The organism is Clavibacter capsici, assembly GCF_001280205.1.
Classification (GTDB): Bacteria; Actinomycetota; Actinomycetes; order Actinomycetales; family Microbacteriaceae; genus Clavibacter; species Clavibacter capsici.
Window position 1 is genome coordinate 1,233,616 of the sequence record NZ_CP012573.1, and the last position, 20,570, is coordinate 1,254,185.

17 protein-coding genes are annotated in these 20,570 nt (G+C 73.6%); 6 read left to right on the plus strand and 11 right to left on the minus strand.

Annotated elements, in window-relative coordinates:
* The first annotated feature begins 65 nt into the window (after nt 1-65).
* From AES38_RS05855 to AES38_RS05865, 3 genes are all read left to right on the plus strand, one after another.
* Nucleotides 66-1,895, plus strand: a complete 1,830-nt coding sequence (locus tag AES38_RS05855; protein WP_053774180.1) for a BCCT family transporter — start codon at nt 66-68, stop codon at nt 1,893-1,895.
* A 130-nt stretch (nt 1,896-2,025) separates the two neighbouring features.
* On the plus strand, nt 2,026-3,042 hold the full coding sequence (locus AES38_RS05860; RefSeq protein ID WP_053775695.1) for a diacylglycerol/lipid kinase family protein: 1,017 nt from the start codon (nt 2,026-2,028) through the stop codon (nt 3,040-3,042).
* A 46-nt stretch (nt 3,043-3,088) separates the two neighbouring features.
* Nucleotides 3,089-4,267, plus strand: a complete 1,179-nt coding sequence (locus AES38_RS05865; protein ID WP_053774181.1) for an AAA family ATPase — start codon at nt 3,089-3,091, stop codon at nt 4,265-4,267.
* A 106-nt stretch (nt 4,268-4,373) separates the two neighbouring features.
* Here the strand turns inward: AES38_RS05865 and AES38_RS05870 are convergent, their stop codons facing one another.
* From AES38_RS05870 to AES38_RS05880, 3 genes are all read right to left on the minus strand, one after another.
* Entirely contained in the window at nt 4,374-5,477 is a 1,104-nt protein-coding gene (locus AES38_RS05870; protein WP_053774182.1) for a fatty acid desaturase family protein, read from the minus strand.
* 315 nt (nt 5,478-5,792) lie between these two features.
* Nucleotides 5,793-6,836, minus strand: coding sequence for an NAD(P)-dependent alcohol dehydrogenase (locus AES38_RS05875; protein ID WP_053774183.1), 1,044 nt, complete (start codon nt 6,834-6,836; stop codon nt 5,793-5,795).
* Nucleotides 6,837-6,885: 49 nt separating this feature from the next.
* Entirely contained in the window at nt 6,886-7,614 is a 729-nt protein-coding gene (locus AES38_RS05880; protein WP_053774184.1) for a hypothetical protein, read from the minus strand.
* 167 nt (nt 7,615-7,781) lie between these two features.
* On the opposite strand from AES38_RS05880, the gene AES38_RS05885 reads away from it, so the two are divergent.
* Nucleotides 7,782-8,429, plus strand: coding sequence for a DinB family protein (locus AES38_RS05885; protein WP_053774185.1), 648 nt, complete (start codon nt 7,782-7,784; stop codon nt 8,427-8,429).
* Between the two features lie 33 nt (nt 8,430-8,462).
* Here the strand turns inward: AES38_RS05885 and AES38_RS05890 are convergent, their stop codons facing one another.
* The 5 genes from AES38_RS05890 to AES38_RS05910 form a co-directional block, all read right to left on the minus strand.
* On the minus strand, nt 8,463-11,423 hold the full coding sequence (locus AES38_RS05890) for an alpha-mannosidase (protein ID WP_256998878.1): 2,961 nt from the start codon (nt 11,421-11,423) through the stop codon (nt 8,463-8,465).
* A 204-nt stretch (nt 11,424-11,627) separates the two neighbouring features.
* A complete protein-coding gene (locus AES38_RS05895; protein ID WP_081001853.1) occupies nt 11,628-12,536 on the minus strand; it encodes a carbohydrate ABC transporter permease in 909 nt (302 codons plus the stop codon).
* A gap of 2 nt (nt 12,537-12,538) precedes the next feature.
* On the minus strand, nt 12,539-13,534 hold the full coding sequence (locus tag AES38_RS05900) for a carbohydrate ABC transporter permease (protein ID WP_053774187.1): 996 nt from the start codon (nt 13,532-13,534) through the stop codon (nt 12,539-12,541).
* A 3-nt stretch (nt 13,535-13,537) separates the two neighbouring features.
* Complete coding sequence (locus AES38_RS05905) at nt 13,538-14,926, minus strand: extracellular solute-binding protein (protein ID WP_053774188.1); 1,389 nt, start codon at nt 14,924-14,926, stop codon at nt 13,538-13,540.
* Nucleotides 14,927-15,048: 122 nt separating this feature from the next.
* Nucleotides 15,049-16,314: an ROK family protein gene (locus AES38_RS05910; protein WP_053774189.1), complete on the minus strand. Its 1,266-nt coding sequence runs from the start codon at nt 16,312-16,314 to the stop codon at nt 15,049-15,051.
* A gap of 174 nt (nt 16,315-16,488) precedes the next feature.
* Here AES38_RS05910 and AES38_RS05915 point away from each other — a divergent pair, with 174 nt between their 5' ends.
* Both AES38_RS05915 and AES38_RS05920 read left to right on the plus strand, forming a co-directional pair.
* Nucleotides 16,489-17,616 carry an iron-containing redox enzyme family protein gene (locus tag AES38_RS05915; protein ID WP_053774190.1) on the plus strand — a complete coding sequence of 376 codons (1,128 nt, stop codon included), beginning with the start codon at nt 16,489-16,491 and terminating at the stop codon, nt 17,614-17,616.
* On the plus strand, nt 17,613-17,888 hold the full coding sequence (locus tag AES38_RS05920; RefSeq protein ID WP_053774191.1) for a CDGSH iron-sulfur domain-containing protein: 276 nt from the start codon (nt 17,613-17,615) through the stop codon (nt 17,886-17,888). Before AES38_RS05915 ends, AES38_RS05920 begins: the two co-directional genes overlap by 4 nt.
* Before the next feature lie 9 nt (nt 17,889-17,897).
* Here AES38_RS05920 and ypfJ read toward each other — a convergent pair whose 3' ends face one another.
* From ypfJ to AES38_RS05935, 3 genes are read right to left on the minus strand one after another with little or no spacing between them, the layout of a single operon-like run.
* Nucleotides 17,898-18,806, minus strand: a complete 909-nt coding sequence (ypfJ, locus tag AES38_RS05925) for a KPN_02809 family neutral zinc metallopeptidase (RefSeq protein WP_053774192.1) — start codon at nt 18,804-18,806, stop codon at nt 17,898-17,900.
* Between the two features lie 31 nt (nt 18,807-18,837).
* Nucleotides 18,838-19,488 (minus strand): DNA alkylation repair protein, encoded by a 651-nt coding sequence (locus tag AES38_RS05930; protein WP_053774193.1) that lies wholly within the window; start codon nt 19,486-19,488, stop codon nt 18,838-18,840.
* On the minus strand, nt 19,485-20,498 hold the full coding sequence (locus AES38_RS05935; protein ID WP_053774194.1) for an NAD-dependent epimerase/dehydratase family protein: 1,014 nt from the start codon (nt 20,496-20,498) through the stop codon (nt 19,485-19,487). The genes AES38_RS05930 and AES38_RS05935 overlap by 4 nt, the downstream gene beginning before the upstream one ends.
* Between the last annotated feature and the right edge of the window lie 72 nt (nt 20,499-20,570).

Sequence of the window (20,570 nt, forward strand, 5' to 3'; positions counted from 1 at the left end):
GTCGCTCGCGGGACCCCTGCGGGCGCGGCACCACGTCATCGAGCCCACAGGAGCCCATCCCCTCCATGACCTCCACGCGCACGTCCGCAGAACGCCTCCTCGACCGTCTCATCCCGAAGCGACGGACCAACGCCGACGGCACCCGGCCACCCCGTCGCGACCACTCCGACCACCGCCTCCTCGAGGCGAGGTTCACGGGATCCGTCGACCTGTACGAGCCCGAGCACCCGAAGATCGACCGCCTCGTCTTCGGCGTCACCGCCGTCCTCGCGGTCGGCTTCGTCGTCTGGGGCATCGTCAGCACCGACGGCCTCGCCTCCATCTCGGGCGCGGCGCAGACCTGGGTCATCGAGAAGACCGGCTGGCTCTTCGTGCTCGCCGCGAGCTTCTTCGTGATCTTCGTGCTCTGGCTCGCCGCCAGCCGCTACGGCCGCATCAAGCTCGGCGCCGACGACGAGAAGCCGCAGTTCAAGACGGTCTCGTGGATCGCCATGATGTTCAGCGCGGGCATGGGCATCGGCCTGATGTTCTTCGGCGCGGCCGAGCCGCTCAGCCACTTCGTCACCCCGCCGCCCGGCACCACGCAGCCGGAGTCGGAGGCGGCCATCCGCACGGCCATGGCCACCGCCATGTTCCACTGGGGCCTGCACCCCTGGGCCATCTACGCGGTCGCGGGCATCGCGATCGGCTACGGCACCTTCCGCAAGGGGCGCAAGCAGCTCTTCTCCTCCATCTTCCAGCCGCTGCTCGGCACGAAGCGCACCGAGGGCTGGGCCGGACGCGTCATCGACATGCTCGCGATCTTCGCCACGCTCTTCGGCTCGGCGGCCTCGCTCGGCATCGGCGCGACGCAGATCGGCGCGGGCCTCGAGTTCAACGGCTGGGTCCCGGAGGCCACCGCGCCGCTCCTCATCGGCATCATCGTCGTGCTGACGATCGCGTTCATCTTCTCGGCCGTCTCGGGCATCGCCCGCGGCATCCAGTGGCTGTCGAACATCAACATGGTGCTGGCCGTCGTGCTCGCCGTCTTCGTGTTCGTCGTCGGCCCGACGCTGCTGATCCTGAACCTCATCCCCGCCACGCTCGGCGCGTACCTCGGCGACATGACCGAGATGGCGTCGCGCACCGCGGCGACCGGCGGCGACGAGATGAGCTCGTGGCTCGCCAGCTGGAGCGTCTTCTACTGGGCGTGGTGGATCTCGTGGACGCCGTTCGTCGGCATGTTCATCGCCCGCATCAGCCGCGGCCGCACCATCCGCGAGTTCGTGGTCGGCGTGCTCCTCGCGCCGAGCATCGTGGCCCTCATCTGGTTCTCGATCTTCGGCGGCTCCGCTATCCACGCGCAGCAGACCGACGGCGACATGACCATCGACGGCGCCGTGGTCAGCGACAACACGCTGTTCCAGCTGCTCAACCACTACCCGCTCGCGAGCGTGAGCACCGTCCTCGTGATGCTGCTCGTCGGCATCTTCTTCGTGTCGGGCGCCGACAGCGCGTCCATCGTGATGGGGACCCTGTCGCAGCGCGGCGCGCTGCACCCGAGCCGCAAGGTCGTCGTCTTCTGGGGCGTCGTTATGGGCGCGGTCGCGGCGATCATGCTCGCCATCGGCGGGGGAGGCACGGAGGCCCTCACCGGCCTGCAGAACCTCACGGTCGTGGCGTCGCTGCCGTTCGTGCTCGTGATGCTCGTCGCCTGCTACGCCCTCTGGAGCGAGCTGCGCACGGATCCGCTCATCGTGCGCCGCCAGGTCGCGGTCGAGATGATGCGCGACGCCGTCGTCAACGGCGTCGAGCAGCACGGCGACCACTTCCAGCTCTCGGTCGACCCGGTCGACCCCGAGGAGGCCGCCCTCCGCGAGCCCCTCGGCGACGAGGACGAGGCCCGGCGCTCCTGACGCCCGGAGCCCCATGACGATGCCGACCCGCGCCCCGCGCGCGGGTCGGCATCGTCGTCTCCGGGGCGGCCGCCGTCCCGGGGCGCCCCCGGGACGGTCGCGGGACCCGCGCGTGGGTAGGGTGACCATGATGACGACCTCCACCCCCGCCTCCGCTCCCGCACCCTCGCCCACCGACGGGTCAGGCCGTCGCGCCGCCGTCGTCTACAACCCCATCAAGGTCGACCTCGAGTCGCTGAAGGCGAAGGTCGCGCAGGCCTCGGGTGCCGCGGGCTGGGAGGAGACGCTCTGGTTCGAGACCAGCGAGGACGACCCGGGCAAGGGCGCCGCCCAGGAGGCCCTCTCGCACGACGTCGACATGGTCATCGCGGCCGGCGGCGACGGCACCGTGCGCGCGGTCGCCGAGGGCATGTCCGGATCCGGCGTCGCGCTGGGACTCCTCCCGTCGGGCACCGGCAACCTCCTCGCCCGCAACCTCAAGCTCACGCTCAACGACGTCGACCACTCGCTCGAGGCCGCGTTCTCCGGGCACGACCGGAAGGTCGACCTCGCGGCCATCGAGATCCTGCGCGAGGACGAGACGCGGGACAAGCACGTGTTCGTCGTCATGGCGGGCGTGGGCATCGACGCGAAGATGCTCGCCAACACCGACTCGGAGCTGAAGAAGAAGGTCGGCTGGCTCGCCTACGTCGACGCGATCTTCAAGGCGCTCCGCGACCGCGACCAGCTCCGCCTGCGCTACCGCCTCGACGGACGCAGCACGCACCGCCGCCGCGCGCACACCCTCATCGTGGGCAACTGCGGCTCGCTGCCCGCCAACATCCTGCTGCTGCCGGACGCCGCGGTCGACGACGGGATCCTCGACGTGGTGCTCATGCGCCCCGAGGGCCTGTTCGGCTGGCTCCAGATCTGGGTCAAGGTCGCATGGGAGAACGGCGTCGTCCGGCGCACCGCCGCGGGCCGCCGCCTCATGGGACCCGAGAAGGAGGTCCGTGCCCTCGAGTACCGCACGGCGGAGGAGGTCGTGGTCCGGCTCGAGAAGGAGGAGGAGATCGAGCTCGACGGCGATCCCTTCGGCCGGGCGATCGGCTTCCGCATCCAGGTGCTGCCCGGCGGCCTCACGGTGCGGGTTCCGCAGGACTCCTGACCCCGTCCCCGCCGCGCCTGTCGGCGGTCCGTGCGAGGGTCGCGGCATGATCCGCACCCTCGCCGTCTCCGGCTACCGCTCCGTCCGCGACCTGGTCCTGCCGCTCACGGGCCTCGACGTCGTCACGGGCGCGAACGGCAGCGGCAAGTCCAACGTCCACCGGGCGCTGCGCCTCATCGCCGACATGGCCCAGGGCGGCGCGGTCGGCGCGCTCGCGCGCGAGGGCGGCCTCGAGGCCGTGCTCTGGGCGGGGCCCGAGGGCCTCAGCCAGGCGATGCGCGACGGCGAGCACGAGGTGCAGGGCACGATGCGGAAGGGCCCCATCGCGCTCCGGCTGGGCTTCGCGGGCGACGAGCTCGGATACCTCGTCGACCTCGGCATCCCCCAGCGGGACCCGTCCGCCATGCCGCCGACCATGTTCGGGCGGGATCCGGAGATCAAGCGCGAGCTGGTCTTCAGCGGTCCGGTGCCGCGTCCCCGCTCCCTCCTGCTGGAGCGCCGCTGGCAGGACGTGCGCGTCCGCGACGAGGCCGACGGCTGGATGCACGTGCCGGCCCCGGTGCCGCCCCACCTCAGCGTGCTCAGCGAGGTGGCCGACGCCGTCACGAGCCCCGACGCGATGATCCTCCGGCGGCGCATGAGCGGCTGGCGCTTCTACGACCACCTCCGCACCGACGTCGACGCCCCCGCCCGCAGGCCGCGCGTCGGCACGCGCACTCCCGTCCTCGCGAGCGACGGGTCCGACCTCGCAGCCGCGGTGCAGACCATCCGCGAGTGGGGTGACGGCGACGCGCTCGACGCCCTGGTCGACCGGGCGTTCCCCGGGTCGACCATCGTCGTCCGCTCCCAGGACGGCGTCCTGTCGCTCGGCCTGCGGCAGCCCGGCATCCTCCGCGTCCTCGACGCCGCCGAGCTCTCCGACGGGACCCTCCGGATGCTCATGCTCACGGCCGCCCTGCTCACCACGGAACCGCCCGAGCTCATGGTGCTCAACGAGCCGGAGACGAGCCTCCACCAGGATCTGCTGCCCGCCCTCGGCGAGCTCATCGCCGCGGCGTCGCGGAACGTGCAGATCCTCGTGGTGACGCACGCGCCGGGCCTGGCCGCGGCCGTGTCGGAGCACGCGGAGCCGGGGGAGCTCGTGCTGGAGAAGCCGCACGGCGAGACGGTCCTCCACGGGCAGGGGCTCCTCAGCGCGCCGTCGTGGGACTGGGGCAGGCGCTAGCCGCGGCGCGTGGCGCGCGGATGCCCCCGCACACGACGACGCCTCCCGGTCGCGGCCCCGGAGGGCGGCGCGATCGGGAGGCGTCAGGTGGTGCGGGTGCGGCGGATCAGCGTCCGAAGGCGGCGGATGCGGGGCAGTCGAACGGGTCGCCGCCGGCCGAGAGGCCCACGCGGTTGAGGTACGCGATGACGATGCCGTACGAGGCCAGCAGCGTGGTCTCGGTGTACGGGATGTTGTGCGTCGCGCAGTACTCCTTGGCGATGACCTGGGCCTTCTTGAGCGCGGGCCTCGGCATGTTCGGGAAGAGGTGGTGCTCGATCTGGTAGTTGAGGCCGCCCATGTAGATGTCGGTCAGCCAGGTGCTCCGGATGTTGCGGCTGGTGAGGACCTGGCGGCGGAGGAAGTCGACCTTGGAGTCCTTCGGCAGGACGGGCATGCCCTTGTGGTTGGGGGCGAAGGAGGCGCCCATGTAGACGCCGAAGACCGCCAGCTGGACGCCGACGAAGGCGAACGCCATGCCGAGGGGCAGGAAGAAGAAGACGACCGCGAGGTAGGCGATGATCCGGGTGGAGAGCATCGAGATCTCGAGCCAGCGCTTGTCGACCTTGCCACGACCGAAGACGGTGCGGAAGCCGTGCACGTGGAGGTTCAGGCCCTCGAACATGAGGATGGGGAAGAACGCGTAGCCCTGGTGGCGGGTGAACCAGCCGTACAGGCCCTTGGCGCGGGAGGCGTCCTCCGGGGTGAAGGAGATGACGTCCCGCTCGATGTCCGGGTCCTTGCCCATGACGTTCGGGTTGGCGTGGTGGCGGGAGTGCTTCGTCATCCACCAGGAGTAGCTGATCCCGACGAAGAGGTTGGCGAGCGTGCGGCCCGCGACGTCGTTGGCCTTGCCCGACTCGAACACCTGGCGGTGCGAGGCCTCGTGGGCGAGGAAGGCGAACTGGGTGAAGATGATGCCGAGCCCGGCGGCGATGAGCAGCTGGAACCAGCTGTCGCCGAGGAGCACGAAGCCGACGCCGAGGCCGACGAGGGCCGCCGTGATGCCGGCGAACATGAGCGCGTAGAACCCGACGCGGCGCTCCAGGAGCCCTGCCTCGCGGACGGTGTTGAGCAGGCCCGAGTACGCGGTGGTGGGGTTCGATCCACCGCCGCGCTTGGGCTTGGTCAGGACGATGCGGGGAGGGGCGGAGGTGTCGGTGTCTGTCATGTGCCTGCTCACTCGAAGGTCGGGGCCTCTCGGCCTGGGGGAGCGGTCCGTCTCACGGGACCAGGGTGCAGCGCCGTGATCCGCATGACGCCCCGGCTGCCGGGGATCAGGGGCGACCGAGTCCTTACCCTGCCATGTCGCGAGGCGCCGTGGGCTGGGAAAGCGTCGGTGCGTCGCGGCTCGCCGGTCGCGTGTAATGTTCGTCGCCGCCCGCCCCGCGGTTCGGTCCCGATCCGCTGTCGGAGGCCCACGCGTCCATTCCGGACGCGGCATGCACGCGCCGGAGACGGGGCGGATCCCCTCCCGTCCGAGTCGCTAGGGAACGATGACGGCGCGGCCGCGGACCGTGCCCGCCGCGAGCGCCGCGTACGCGTCCGGGCCGTCGGCGAGCGCATAGCGCTGGGTCTCGACGGTCACCTGGCCCGAGCGCGCGAGGTCGAGGACCTCGATCAGCTCGGAGCGGCTGCCCCAGTAGGGGATGCGCACGGCGGCGTCGAACGCGATGGTCCCGAAGCCGACCTCGACGGTGCCGCCGCCGATGCCGACGATCGTCACGTCGCCGGCGGGCTCCACGACCTCCAAGGCCGTCGCCATGGTGGGCGCTGCGCCGACGAAGTCGAAGACGGCCTGCACGCCGCGTCCCCCGGTGATCGCGCGGATGCCGTCGGCGGCGTCGGCGTCGCTGATCACCGTGTGGTGGGCGCCCACGTGCCGGGCGAGCTCGAGCTTCTCGTCGTTCACGTCGAGCGCGATGACGGTGGCGCCGCTGAGGGCGCGGAGGATCTGGATCCCGACATGCCCCAGGCCGCCCGTGCCGATGACGACGGCGAACGTGCCGGCGCCGAGCTTCGGCAGCGAGGTCTTGATGGCGTGGTACGGGGTGAGGCCCGCGTCGGTGAGCGAGACGTTCGCGACGGGGTCGAGGTCGCCGAGCGGCACGAGGTGGCGCGGGTCGTCGACGATCATGTACTCGGCCATGGCGCCGGGCGCGCCGAGCCCGGGAGGCTGGATCCCCTCTGCCGCGGCGTTCTCGCAGTAGTTCTCACGGCCCTCGGCGCACGCGTGGCAGCGCCCGCAGCCCCACGGGCCGTAGACCGCGACGGCGTCGCCGACGGCGAGGTGCTCGACGCCCGCGCCCAGCTCCTCCACGACGCCCGCGCCCTCGTGGCCGAGGGTCAGGGGGAGCGGGTAGCCGGCGGCGCGGTACTCCTCCTCCGAGAGGCCCATCACGTACTCGTCCGAGTGGCACACGCCGGCGGCGGTGACGCGGAGGAGGACCTGACCGGGGCCGGGGGTCGGCTTCTCGATCTCGACGACCTCGGGGTGGGATCCGATGCGGGTGTACTGGAGCGCCTTCATGCCCTCCATCGTATTCCCCGCTCGGGGGAACTTGCTGGACGCGCGCGGGTCAGGGCAGGCGGCTGCCGTGCGGGGGATCCGCGCGCGGTGCCTGCATGCGTTCGGCCTCGGGGAGGGCGAGCTCGGCGTCGGCGGCGTCGCGGAGGAGGGCCATGCGGCCGGCGAGGCGGCACATCGAGTGCACGGTGGTGGCGCCCATGACGAAGAAGAGGGGGACGAAGAGCATCTGCAGGGGCGCACTCCCCGCCAGCAGCATGACCGGAACGGCGACGAGTGCCGCGGTGCCCAGGATGAGCACCGCGGGGACGCCGACCGCCCCGGAAGCGATGCCACGGCGGGACTCCACCGCGACCCGCTCAGCGGTGCCGGGTGCGAGCGCGACCCGACCGCGGGCGTCCACGGACCGATCGAGCAGCGCGGCGTCCCGCCAGTGCGGGTGCGCCCCCGTCGCGGAACCCAGGCGGCGTGACGCGCCCGACAGCCAGGCGGCGAGGATGATCGAACAGGCGAGGGCGCCGATGACGAGCCCGAGAGCGGCGGCGAGCGCCGTCTCGCCGCCGTGGGCGTCGTCCATGCCGAGGAACAGGGCGCGGAACAGCAGGGCGGTCGCGAGGCCGACGACCGCGGCGACGCCGAGCGCCAGGAGACGGCGGCGCGGCGTGATCACCTCGGCGATCCACGCGGCGATGGCGCGGGCGCCGATGCGGACCAGCTCGCGCTCCCCGTGGCCGGGGTAGTCGGGACCGGCGGTGGCGGCGGTCGTCTCGTCGGCGGTCATGCGGGCCTCCCGGTCCGGGGCCGGACGTCGTCCCCCGTCCATCCGCCCGGGCGGATGCGCCCCTCACGGACCGGCGGGCGTCCCCCGTCCGGGGCGCGGGGCGCGAGGCGCGTCGTCCGGACGGCGGGCGCTGGACGCGTGTCGGCGGCGCCTGAGATGCTCGCGGCATGACCGCAGCGCAGCCCTCATCCGCGACCCCGTCCGATCCCGCGCCCGACGACGTCGCCGTGCGCGACGACCTGATCCGCCACCTCCGCCTCGCGCGCGAGGCCCTCGTCTGGAAGCTCGAGGGCCTGGGGGAGCACGACGTCCGCCGCCCGCTCGTGCCGACCGGATCCAACCTGCTCGGGCTCGTGAAGCACGCCGCGGGCGTCGAGGCCGGCTACCTGGGGTTCGTCTTCGGCCGGCCGTTCCCCGAGCGCCTCGCCTGGATGGAGCAGGACGCGCCGCCGAACGCCGACATGCGCGCCGCCGTCGACGAGTCGCGCGCCGACATCGTGGGGCTCTCGGAGCGGGTCGGCGCGCACGCCGAGGCGACGCTCCGGGCGCTCCCGCTCGACGCGGCGGGCACGGTGCCGTGGTGGCCGGGCGGATCCGGGAACGTCACGCTCCAGCGCGTCGCCGTGCACCTCGTCGCCGAGCTGAACCGGCACGCGGGGCACGCCGACGTGCTGCGCGAGCTCGTCGACGGTGCGGTCGGACTGCGCGCGGGGAACGGCAACCTGCCCGACGGCGACGCCGCGTTCTGGCGGGCCGAGCACGCGGAGACCGCGCGGATCGCCCGCGCGGCGGCGGGGCTGCCGCCGGTCGCCTGACCGCGGAGCCCCGCCTCGTGCGGACCGCGTCCGCTACCGGCGCGCGAACCGCAGGGTCGCGATCTCGAACGGCCGCAGCGTGAGCGCGATCCCGTCGGCCGACGCCTGCGCGTCCGCCTGCGCGTCCGCGTCCGCGCCCTCGAGGGGCCGCTCGAGCAGGTCGGTGCGGATCGCCGCGCCGAGCCCGGCCGCCGGATCCACCTGCACCACCGCGCGCTCCCGCCCGCCGCGCGCCTCGTACAGCCGCACGACGAGGTCGCCCGAGCGGTCCTCCGCGAGCTTCACGGCCTCGATCACCACGGCCGCGGACGACGAGGTGACGAGCGGCGCGACGCCGTGGTCGCCCGCGACCTCGCGCACCGGCAGGTTGAGCCGGTACCCGGCGTCCGCCGCGTCGAGCACGTCGGGGGCGACGCGCACGGCGGAGCGCAGCACGTGCCGGCCCTGGTCGGCGTGCGGGTCGGGGAACACGGGCGCCCGCAGGAGCGACTGGCGCACGAGGGTCGCGCTGCCGCCGTCCGGGCGGGGGATCCGCGTCACGTCGTGCCCGTACGTCGCGTCGTTCGCCACCGCCACCCCGAAGCCGGGCTCGCCGACGTGCACCCAGCGGTGCGCGACCGTCTCGAAGCGCGCCGTCTCCCAGGAGGTGTTCGCGTGCGTCACGCGCTGCACGTGCCCGAACTGCACCTCGGACGCGGCGCGGTCGGCGTGCACGTCCAGCGGGAACGCGAGCTTGAGGAGCTTCTGCCGCTCGTGCCAGTCGACGTCGGTGACGACCTGCAGCTCCGGCTCGCCGGCCGGCAGCGTCCACGTCTGCGTGACGCGGGAGGCGCCGAACGCGCGCTCGACCACGAGGGCCGCGCCGTCGATCCGCACGGATGCGACGTCGGTGAGGTCGGTGCGGTTGCGGCGGTAGGCGTCGTCGATGTCCCATGCGTCCCACTGGTTCGGGGTGTCGCGGAACAGCTGGAGGAGGCCGAGCCGCTGGCCGGGGGCGACGAGGTCGCGGCCCGACGCGGCGTCGACGAGCGAGGAGACCGTGCCGTCGGCGTCGAACCGCGCGCGCACGAGGCCGTTGTCGATGACCCAGCCGTCGCCGTCCGCGACGGGCGCGGGGGAGCCGTCGGCAGGATCCACGACCCGGGCGGACAGCGCGCCGACGCCCGCCGCGTCCACGGGCGCCGCGTTGAACGCGATGCGCCGGTCGCCGGATCCCGCGAGCGCGGACTGCGCCGCGGCGACGAGCTCCCGCAGCCGGCCCTGCACGCGCGCGTGCTCGCGCTCGGCCTCCTGGTGCACCCACGCGATGGAGGTGCCCGGGAGGATGTCGTGGAACTGGAGCAGCAGCACCGTGCGCCACAGCGCGTCGAGCTCGTCGTGCGGGTACTCCGCGAGTCCCCGGACGGCCGCGGTCGCGAGCCACAGCTCCGCCTCGCGCAGCAGGTGCTCGCTCCGCCGGTTGCCCTGCTTGGTGCGCGCCTGCGACGTGTACGTGCCGCGGTGGAACTCGAGGTACATCTCGCCCGACCACACGTGCGGATCCCGGATCTCCGCCCGGGCCGCGTCGAAGAACGCCAGCGGCGTGCCCAGCGTCACGCGCGGCGACCCCTCCAGGTCGTGCGTGCGGTGCGCCGCCGCGACCATCTCGCGCGTCGGCCCGCCGCCACCGTCGCCCCAGCCGAACGGGACGATGGACGCGTTGCTCACGGCCTTCTCGGCGTGCTGGCGCTCGGCGCGCGCCAGGTCCTCGCCGGAGAGGTCGGAGTTGTAGGAGTCCACCGGCGGGAAGTGCGTGAAGACGCGGCTGCCGTCGATGCCCTCCCAGAGGAAGGTGTGGTGCGGCATGGTGTTGGTCTCGTTCCACGACTGCTTCTGCGTGAGGAAGTACTCGGCGCCCGCCCCGCGCACGATCTGCGGCAGGGCGCCGGTGTAGCCGAACGAGTCGGGCAGCCACACCTCGCGGGCGTCGATCCCGAACTCCTCGAGGAAGAAGCGCTTGCCCTGCACGAGCTGGCGCACGAGCGCCTCGCCGCCCGGCATGTTCGTGTCGGACTCGACCCACATCCCGCCGACCGGCACGAACCGGCCCTCGGCCACGCGCTGCCGCACCCGCTCGAACAGCCCCGGGTGGTCCTCCTTCAGCCACGCGTACTGCTGCGCGCTGGAGGCGGCGAACACGAAGTCCGGATCCTCGTCCATGAGCGCGAGCACGTTCGAGAAGGTGCGCGCGACCTTGCGGCGGGTCTCGCGCACGGGCCAGAGCCAGGCGGAGTCGATGTGCGCGTGGCCGACGGCGGTGACCCGGTGCGCGCTCGCGTGGGCCGGTGCGGCCAGCACGGCCGCGAGCTCGCGTCGGCCCGCGTCGGCGGTGCCGGCGACGTCGTCGGGATCCACCGCGTCGCACATGCGCTCGAGCGCGGCGAGGATCTCCGCGCGCCGCGGCGACGCCGGATCCAGCTGGGCCATGAGGCCGCGGAGCGTCCACACGTCGCGGTCCAGCTCCCAGACGGCCACGTCGCGCCAGGCGAGGTCCATGGTCCGGAGCGTGTAGATCGCCTCGTCGCCGGCGGTCGCGGGGTCGCCGAGCGGGGTCTCGCCGTGGAAGGAGTCGCCGCCGATGTCGGGGTTCGAGGCCGCCTCGATCCAGAGGTCGATGCGCGTCCCCGGCGCCGTGCCCGCCCCGATCGCCTCGAGCGGCACGTAGCCGTTGTAGGGCTCGATGGCCTTCACGACGCTGCCGTCCGGCCGGTGGACGAGGCCCTCGGCCTGGAACCCGGGCTGCCGGTCGCTGAAGCCGAGGTCGACGAGCACCTCGAGCGCCGTGCCCGCGGCGTCGCCGTCGGCGGGCACCTCGCCCGTCACGTGGAACCACGTGGTGCCCCACGCACGGCTCCACGGGGTGCCGACGGCGAAGGGCCGGCCGTGCTGCGCGACCGCCTCGGCGAACGGCACGGGCTCGCCGGGCGCGTCCCACGCCTCGATGGCGAGCGGCATCCGGCGGCGGTGGACGTTCGGCGTGAGGCGGTCGCGGACGAACCGCTCGATGCGGGCCTCGGCGAGCTGGGTGGTGGGGGCATGGTCGTCTCCGGTCGTGTGGCGCGGCGGGCCGCGGCGGGTGGATCGGTGGGTCGGGTGGTGCGGGCGCGCGGTCGGCGCGCCGGGGTGCGGGGGAGCGCCCGGCGGCGGCTCCCGGACGGATCAGCCCTTCACGGCGCCGGCCAGCGCGTTGGAGCCGCCGAGCGTGCGCGAGACGAGCACGTACAGCGCGATGACGGGCACCGAGTACACGAGCGAGAACGCCGCGAGCTGGCCGTAGGCGACCGACCCGTACTGCCCGAAGAAGGCGAAGATGCTGACGGCGGCCGGCTGCTTGTCCGGGCTCAGCAGCAGGATGAAGGGCACGAAGAAGTTCCCCCAGGCCTGGATGAACACGAAGATGAACACCACCGCGATCCCCGGCCGCATGAGCGGCACGACGATGTGCGTGAGCGTGCGCATCATCGACGCGCCGTCGGTCCACGCCGCCTCCTCGAGCGAGATCGGCACGGAGTCCATGAAGTTCTTCGCCATCCAGATCGCCATCGGCAGGCTGGTCGCGGCGAGGAAGAAGACCGTGCCGCCGATCGAGTCGATGAGGTCGAGCGTCACGAAGAGGCTGTAGACGGGCACCATCATCGCGGTGATGGGGAGGCAGGTGCCGAAGAGGATCCCGTAGAGGAACGGCTTGGTGATCCGCATCCGGTACCGCGACAGCGGGTACGCCGCGAGGATCGCGACCACCACCGTCACGACGGCGCAGCCGCCCGAGAGCACGAGGCTGTTCATCAACGGGATGAAGGAGATCTCGGGCGTCAGCACCGCGGTGAAGTTGTCGAGCGTGAACTCGGCGGGCACCTTCGCCGACAGCGTGGCGGACCGGTCGACGGACGCGAGCACGAGCCAGACGAGCGGCACCGCGAAGCACAGCGCGACGAGCACCAGCACGCCGTTCGCGACGAGGCGCATCACGCGGCCGCTCGGCGAGGTCATGCGCGATCCCGGCGGCCGGGCCGACCGCCTCGCGCGAACCGGCCGGGCGGCGGGCGGGGTCATCGTGGTCACGGCCATGGTCAGTCCACCTCCGGGCGCAGCGCCCTGATGTAGATCACCGAGAACACCGCTCCGACGAGGAGCATGATCGTGGCGATCGCGGTGCCGAAGCCCAGCTGCGAGAACTGGAACGCCTCCTGGTAGGCGAGGATCGGCAGGGTCGAGCTGCTGGTGCCCGGGCCGCCGCCCGTCATCACGAAGATGAGGGTGAAGACCGAGAGCGTCTGCAGCGTGGTGAGCATCAGGTTCGTCGAGATGCTGCGGCGGATGACCGGCAGCGTGATGAACACGAGCCGCTGCCAGCCGGTCGCGCCGTCGACCTCGGCCGACTCGGTGATCTCCGGCGGCACCTCCTGCACGGCCGCCGAGTACACGAGCATCGAGAAGGCCGAGCCGCGCCACACGTTCGCGAGGATCACCGACAGCAGCGGCAGCCCGTAGAGCCAGTTCGCGCCCTCGATCCCGAACCAGCCCAGGATCGTGTTGAGCGTCCCGTCGTCGTTGAAGAACGCGTACGCGGCGAACGCGGCGACGATCTCCGGCAGCACCCAGGCGGCGATCACGAAGGTGCCGACGATCGCGCGCACCACGCGGTTCCCCTGCCGCATGAGGAGGGCCAGCCCGAGGCCGACGACGTTCTGCCCGACGACCGCGGAGAAGAACACGAACGCCAGCGTGAGGAGCACCGACTTGGGGAAGTCGGGATCCGCGAACAGCGCGGTGTAGTTGTCGAACCCGATGAACCGCGCGCCGCCGGCCGCGTACCCGGTGAGGGACGCATCCGTGAAGGAGCCGTAGAGGCTCGAGATCACGGGGCCGAGGAGGAACAGGGCGAGCAGGACGATCGAGGGCAGCAGCGGGATCGTGCGCGCGCCGGTGCGGAGCGCGTGGGAGCGGGCGCGGCCCGGGCGGACCGGTGCGGATCCGCCCGCCCCGGGGCCGCGGCCCGATCCCCCCGCGTCCGGCCGGCCGGCATGGCGGCCGACGGGCACCGGGACGGGGGCGATGGTGGCCACGGATCAGTCCTCGGCCTTCTGCGTCCCGTCCTCGCCGACGATGCCGACGAGCGCCTGGTCGTAGGCGGCCGCGGCCTCCTCGGGCGTCTGCTGGCCGGTCATCACCGACTCCATGGCGACCGTGATGGCGTTCGAGATGCGGCTGTAGTCGGTGGTCGCGGGACGGAAGTGCGTCGTGTCGACGATCGAGGAGAAGAACTCGAACGTGGGGTTGGAGGCGACGTACTCGGGATCCTCGGCGACGTCGCTGCGGACCGCGATCTGGCTGGCCGCGATGTCGTACGACTTCGAGCCCTCCTTGTCGAGCGCGTCGGCGATGAACTCGAACGCCTTGTTCGGGGCCTTCGTCTTCGCGCCGACCGCGAGGGTCCAGCCGCCCGACATGCTCACGGCGCCGGGTGCCTGGCCGTCCTGGGTGGGCATGGGCGCCTGGCCCATCACGTCGCTCCACTCGGGCCACGGGTTCGTGCCCGTCTCGAGCCAGGTGCCGCTCAGCCACGAGCCGTCGAGGTCGATGGCGAGCTTGCCCTGCGGGAGCCACTGGCCGGCGACGATGGTGCCGATGTTGGTGTCGAGCGCCTCCTCGGGCTTCGGGCCGATGCCGCCCTGGTAGACGTCGCGGATGAAGCCGAGCGAGTCCTCGAAGCCCTGGGAGCCGGTGATCCACTTGCCTGTCGCGTCGTCGTAGAGGGTGCCCGTGGGGGTGCCGTAGTGCAGCATCTCGAAGCCCTGCATCGTCGCGCCCTCGCCCTGGGGCTTGCCCGAGTAGACGTTGATGGGCACCACGTCCGGCAGCTTCGCCTTGATCGTCTTCGCGGCGTCGAGCACGTCGTCCCACGTCCTCGGCTCCCACGGCACGGGGAGCCCGGCCTGGGCGAACAGGTCCTTGTTGTACCAGAGGGCGCGCGTATCGGTGCCCATCGGGATCCCGTAGACCTTGCCGTCCTCGCCGACGCCCGCCTGCTTGGCCGAGTCGAAGAACTCCGACCAGTCGTCCCACTTCGCGACCTGGTCGTCGAGGGGGAGGAGGTAGCCGGCGGCCGCGTCGGACTTCACCTTGAAGGTGTCCTCGTACATCACGTCCGGGGCGGTGGAGGCGGAGCGGTTCATCAGCGCGAGCTTGGTGAAGTAGTCGTCGTTCTGCGCGGCGATGGGCACGAACTCCACCTTCATGCCGGGGTTCGCCGCCTCGAAGGTCTTCGCGGTCTCCTTCATGTGGGCGTCCATCTGGGTGAACGTCCCGAACTTCTGGTACGCGACCTTGAGGGTCTTCCCGTCGCCGCCGCCCGCGCCGCCCGAGCAGCCGGATGCGAGGAGGAGGGCGGCGACGGAGGCCGCCGTGATCTGGAGGATGCGGGCTCGCGTCCTGCGGCGAGGCGTTCGATTCATCATGGTGCTCCCTTGCTCCACTGGCTCGGACGGCCGGCGTCGTCGCGGGTCGTCGGGGTTAGCCAAACGTATGGACTAATCCATGTCAAGACATCCTGGTGACCATCCGCGGACGCATGCCGTCGCTAGCCGTGGATGAGCATCGCCGACGGACGCGGTGAGAAGGCGTTGTCGAGCACGAGGCACGCGGCGCCCACCGCGGCGACGTCCTCGCCCACGGCCGACTCGACCACCCGCACGGGGTGCTTCGCGATGAGGGCGGGGGAGCGGCGCACCTCCTCGGGCAGCACCCGCAGCATCAGGCGCGAGACGGGGTGCCAGAACGGCCCCCCGCAGACGACCTCGTCGAGGTCGAGCAGGTTCACCTGGATCACGATGGCGCGCGCCAGGTTCCGGGCGGCGGTCTCCACGATCCGGCGCGCGGGCCCGTCCTCCGCGTCGGCCCGGGCGGCGAGCACGTGGAAGGCCTCGCCGATGAGCCGCATGTCGACCGCGTCGCCGCTCGCCGCCGCCTCCGCGAGGGCCGCGTCCGACACGTCGCCGGCCGCGAGCACGCCGCCCTCGACGGCCTGCCGGACCAGCGCGTGCGGCGTGATCAGCTCGCCCACGCAGCCGACCCGTCCGCACGTGCACCGTCGACCGCGCGACGCGACCATGATGTGCCCGGAGTCCCCGGCGTTCGAGCTCGCGCCGCGCACGGGCTCGCCGCCGAGCACGAACCCGGTGCCGAACCCCGTGCCGTAGTAGACGAACGCGAGGTGGCGGCGATCCCCGGTGCCGAACCACAGCTCGGCCACGGCGGCCGCGGTCACGTCCTTCTCCAGGAGCACGGGCAGCCCGGTCGCGGTGCTGAGCGCCGAGCGCAGCGGCACGTGGCGCCAGCGGGGGAGCATCGGCGGATCCAGCACGAGGCCCGCCCCCACGTCGATGGGCCCCGGTGCGGCGAGCCCGACGCCGAGCACGGCCCCCCGGTCGACGCCCGCGTCCGCGATGAGGCCGTCCACCAGGCGGGCGACGAGCGCGACCACCTCGTCCGGGCGGGACGCGGACGGGGTGGGGCTGCTGACGTGGCGGAGCACCGTGCCCTCGAGGTCGAGGAGCACCGAGGTGATGACCGCGGGATCCACGTGCACGCCCACCGCGAAGCGCCCGTCGGCCACGAGGTGCAGCAGGGTGCGCGGCTTGCCGGGTCCGCGGATCACGGTGCCGCCCTCGCGCACCAGCCCCTCGTCGATGAGGCGGCGCGTGACGTTGGTGACGGTCTGCGCGCTGAGCCCCGTGCGCTCGGCGATCTCGGAGCGGCTGGCGCCCTCGGCGGCGCGGCGCACCGCGTCGAGCACCACCGTGCGGTTGTAGCCGCCGATGGCGGGCAGGTTGGTGCCGCGTCGCATGGGGCACCTCCTCGCGCCGGCCGTCGCCCGTCGCGCGCGGGCCTCCCCGCAGTATCCCGGATGCGCGGACCCGGCAGCGGCCCGCGGCGGGGCGATCGGCGATCCCTTACCGCTGCCCGGGGGACATGCCGACACGCCCGGCCGGGCCGACCGGGGGCGGAGCAGGGTGGACGCATGACCGATCTGCTCGACACCGCCCACGAAGCGGTCCGCACCCTCCCGTCGCCCCTCCCCGCCGCGCGCGGGCCGCTCAGCGCGGCCCTGCTCGCCGACCTGGTCGGGGGATCCTCCACGCCGGTCGCGCGCGGATCCGACGGTGACGCCGGCGCCGACGCGCCCGCCCCCGACCTCGCCGCCCTCGCGGTGGAGGCGCTCGCCGCGACGGACGACGTGGTCCGCGACGACGACGTCCAGCTGGCCCTGTTCTGCCTCTACGAGCTGCACCACGCGGGCCTCGAGGGCGTCGACGACGACCGCGAGTGGGACCCGCGGCTCATCGCCGTGCGCGGGATCCTGGAGCGCGCGTTCGAGGCCGCCCTGCGCGAGCGCGTCCCCGTCCCCGAGCGCCCCGAGCCCACGTCCGCGGGCGTGGCCGCCGCGCTCTTCGCGCTCACCTCGGCGGACTCCGGCCCGTCCCTCTCGCGGTTCGTCGCGCGGAAGGCCACCGTCGGGCAGCTCCGCGAGTTCCTCGTCCACCGCTCGATCTACACGCTGGGCGAGGCCGACCCGCACTCCTGGGCGATCCCGCGCCTCCGGGGCCGCTCCAAGGCCGCGCTCGTGGAGATCCAGGCCGACGAGTATGGCGGCGGCCGGCCCGAGCGCGTGCACGCGACGATCTTCGGCGCGACCCTCCGCGGCGTCGGCCTCGACGACCGCTACGGCGCCCACCTCGACGACGTGCCCGCGATCACGCTCGCGTCCTCCAACGCCATGTCGCTCTTCGGTCTGCACCGGCGCCTCCGCGGTGCGATCGTCGGCCACCTCGCCGCGTTCGAGATGACGTCGAGCGTGCCCAGCCGCCTCTACGCGAGCGGGATCCGCCGCCTCGGCTTCGGCGACGACGTCGCCTGGTACTACGACGAGCACGTCGAGGCCGACGCGGTGCACGAGCAGATCGCGGCGCACGACCTCGCGGGCGGGCTCGTGGAGTCGGAGCCCCGGCTGCTCGACGACGTGCTGTTCGGGGCGGCCGCGTGCCTCGAGGTCGAGGGCTGGGTCGGCGCGCACGTGCTGGCGAGCTGGCAGGCGGGCCGGTCGTCGCTGCGGGAGGGCTCGACGGCCGCCGTCGTGACCGCCGCGTGAGCGCGCTCCCCGCCGACGACGACGCGAGGGGCGTCCCGGCGCCCGCGCGCCCGGCCGCCGCGGAGCCGCCCCGGATCATCGCGTACCCGGACGGCCCGTTGCTCGTGCGCGGCGAGTTCGAGATCGTCGACCCCGAGGGCCGGCCCGTGCCGCGCACGCGCAAGACGGTCGCGCTGTGCCGCTGCGGCGTCTCCTCGATCAAGCCCTACTGCGACGGGACGCACCGGCTGGTCGGGTTCCGCACGGATCCGCCCGCCCCGACCGAGGAGTAGCGGGGCGCCTCAGAGCTGCGCGGCGGGCACCGCGAACGTGTCGCACGCCGTCGGCCCGCCCGCGCGCCCGGCCTCGAACCAGCGCTGGCGCTGCTCGGCGGATCCGTGTGTCCAGGTGTGCGGGTCGACCTCGCCGCCGCTGGCCGCCTGGATCCGGTCGTCGCCCACCGCGGCCGCCGCGTCGAGCGCGTCGCGGACCTCGGCCGGGCTCACGGGCTCGAGGAACGCCGTGCCCGCGTCGTCGCGGATCCCGGACGCCGCCCCCACCCACGCGCCCGCGAAGCAGTCGGCCTGCACCTCGAGCCGCACGGAGTCCGACGCCGGGCCGGTGCCCGTCCGGTCGGCGCGGTCGAACGCGCCCGAGAGCTGCTGGATGTGGTGGCCCCACTCGTGCCCGACGACGTACATCTGCGCGAGCGGCCCGCCCGAGGCGCCGAAGCGCGTGCGCAGCTCGTCGAAGAAGGTGGTGTCGACGAAGAGCCGCTGGTCCGGCGGGCAGTAGAAGGGTCCGGTCGCGCTCGAGGCCTCGCCGCAGCCGGTGCTGGTCGCGGCGTCGAAGAGGGAGAAGCCGGGGGAGACGTAGTCGGCGACGCCCGCCTCGGGCGCCGCGGTCGTCCAGTACGTGTCGAGGGAGTCGGCCGCGCCGGCCATCCGGCACTCGACGCTGGCGTTCGCCTCGGCGCCGGTCGTGCAGCCCTCGATCGCCTCGTCCTGCTGCTGTCCGGATCCCGTGCCCGGCCCGCCGCCCGCCCCGCCGACGAGCCCCGACAGGTCGACGCCCGTGAACTGCTGCACGAGGATCACGGCCACGACCACGAGCAGGCCCGCGCCGCCCGCCGCGACCCCGGTCGTGCGTCCTCGGCCGCGACGACGCGTGACCTTGCTGGTGTCGATGCGGGCGTCGTCGTCGAAGGTCATGACCCGAACGTACCCGGGCGCGCGCGGGGCGTCAGTCGCCGGGGACGGGATCCGCGGCGAGGTCGGGCCGCGTCTCGCGCACGACGTCCCGCACCCGCTCCACCGCCTCGCGCACCACGTCGTGCCCGCCCCGCGGAGCCGCCTGGGCCGCCCGCGCACGACGGAGGAAGCCGTCCCAGTCGCCGCCGCCCGCCCGGAGCGGGCGCGTCGGCGCGAGCAGCGCGGCCCGACGGAGCCACACGTCGGCCTCGCCGGCCCAGCGGTCGAGCGCCGCGTCGGCCTTGGCGCGCGGCGACCCGGCCAGCCGCTCGACGAGCGGGCCGATCACGTCGAGGGCGAGCGGATCCACGAGCGCCCGCAGCCGCGCGTCCCGTACGAAGCCCTCGATCCGCGTCAGGTCGCCGTTGTCGAGGCGCCCGACGTGCTCCTGCAGCAGCACCACCGCCGCGAGCCGCCGTTCGTACACGCGCGACCGCCAGAGCTCCGAGGCCAGCGCGACGGCCTCGTCCCGCGTCATCCCGGGACGCCGGCGACCGAGGTCCCGGACCGTGCCGCGGACGGCGCCGACCGACGCGCCCACGAACTCGAGGTCCGACCGCAGCCGCTCGCGCTCCGCCTCGGCGCGGTACCAGGCGCCCTCCCGCTCGAGCGCGGCCGCGACGAAGTCCGCGTCCTCCGTCATCCGGCGAGCGGCGCCGAGCCCTCGCGGCCGGTGCGGTGCACGAAGGCGCGGCCGAACTCGGTCAGCACCTGCTCCGCCGTGTGCGTCGGCGTCCAGCCGAGCACCTCGCGGGCGCGCGCGGTCGACATGACGGGGACGTTCGCGGCGATGTCGATCCAGCCCGGATCCGTCCGCTGCACGCGCGCCCGCCAGCTGGCGGACACGAGCGCGCGGAGCGCGGGCAGCGGCACGGTCACGACGCGCGCGTCGAGCAGGCGCCCGACGAGCGCGGGGTCGACGATCGGATCGGCCGCGATGTTGAAGGCCCCGGGCGCGCGGCGCTCGACGGCGCGCCAGATGGCGTCGGCGACGTCCTCGTTGTGCACGACCTGCGACACCAGCTCGCGGGGGAGCGGGAGCACCGGGGTGCGGGTGGCGAGGCCGAGCCAGCGGGTCGGGATCCAGCGCCCGAGGAAGAGCCCGGCGATCTCGGCCGCCGCCTCGTCGTGCATCACGAGCCCGGGGCGCATGCGCGTCACGACGACGTCGGGGTGCGCGGTCGCGAAGGCGTCCATCGCGCGCTCGTTCTCGGCCTTGTGCCGCGAGTAGTGGGAGGTGTGGATGCCGCCGGTGGGCCAGGTCTCGTCCCGCGGGCGGTCCTTCGGCGCGGCGCTGTAGGCGCCGACGGAGGACGCGACGACCACCTGCGCCACGCCCGCCTGCGCGACCGCCTCCAGGACGTGGGCGGTGCCGATGACGTTGGTGCGGTGCATCACGCGCTCGCGGTGGTTCGGCTGCAGGGCCCAGCCCAGGTGGATCACGGCGTCGGCGCCGCGCATGGTCGCCGCGAGCCCGGACACGGCACCCGCCGCACCGATGTCGGCCAGGCGCCAGGTGACCCCGGAGTACGGCTCGAGCGACGCGTCGGGCATGCGCCGCGCGACGCCCACGATCTCGGCCCCCGCCGCGTGCAGGCGCCGGAGCACCCCGGTCCCGAGGTTCCCGGTCGCTCCGATGACGACGACGCGCATGCTGCTCCTCTCCTGCGGACGGGACCCGACGGGCCGGCTGATCCGCGGGTCCCCTCCATCATGCTCGCCGCA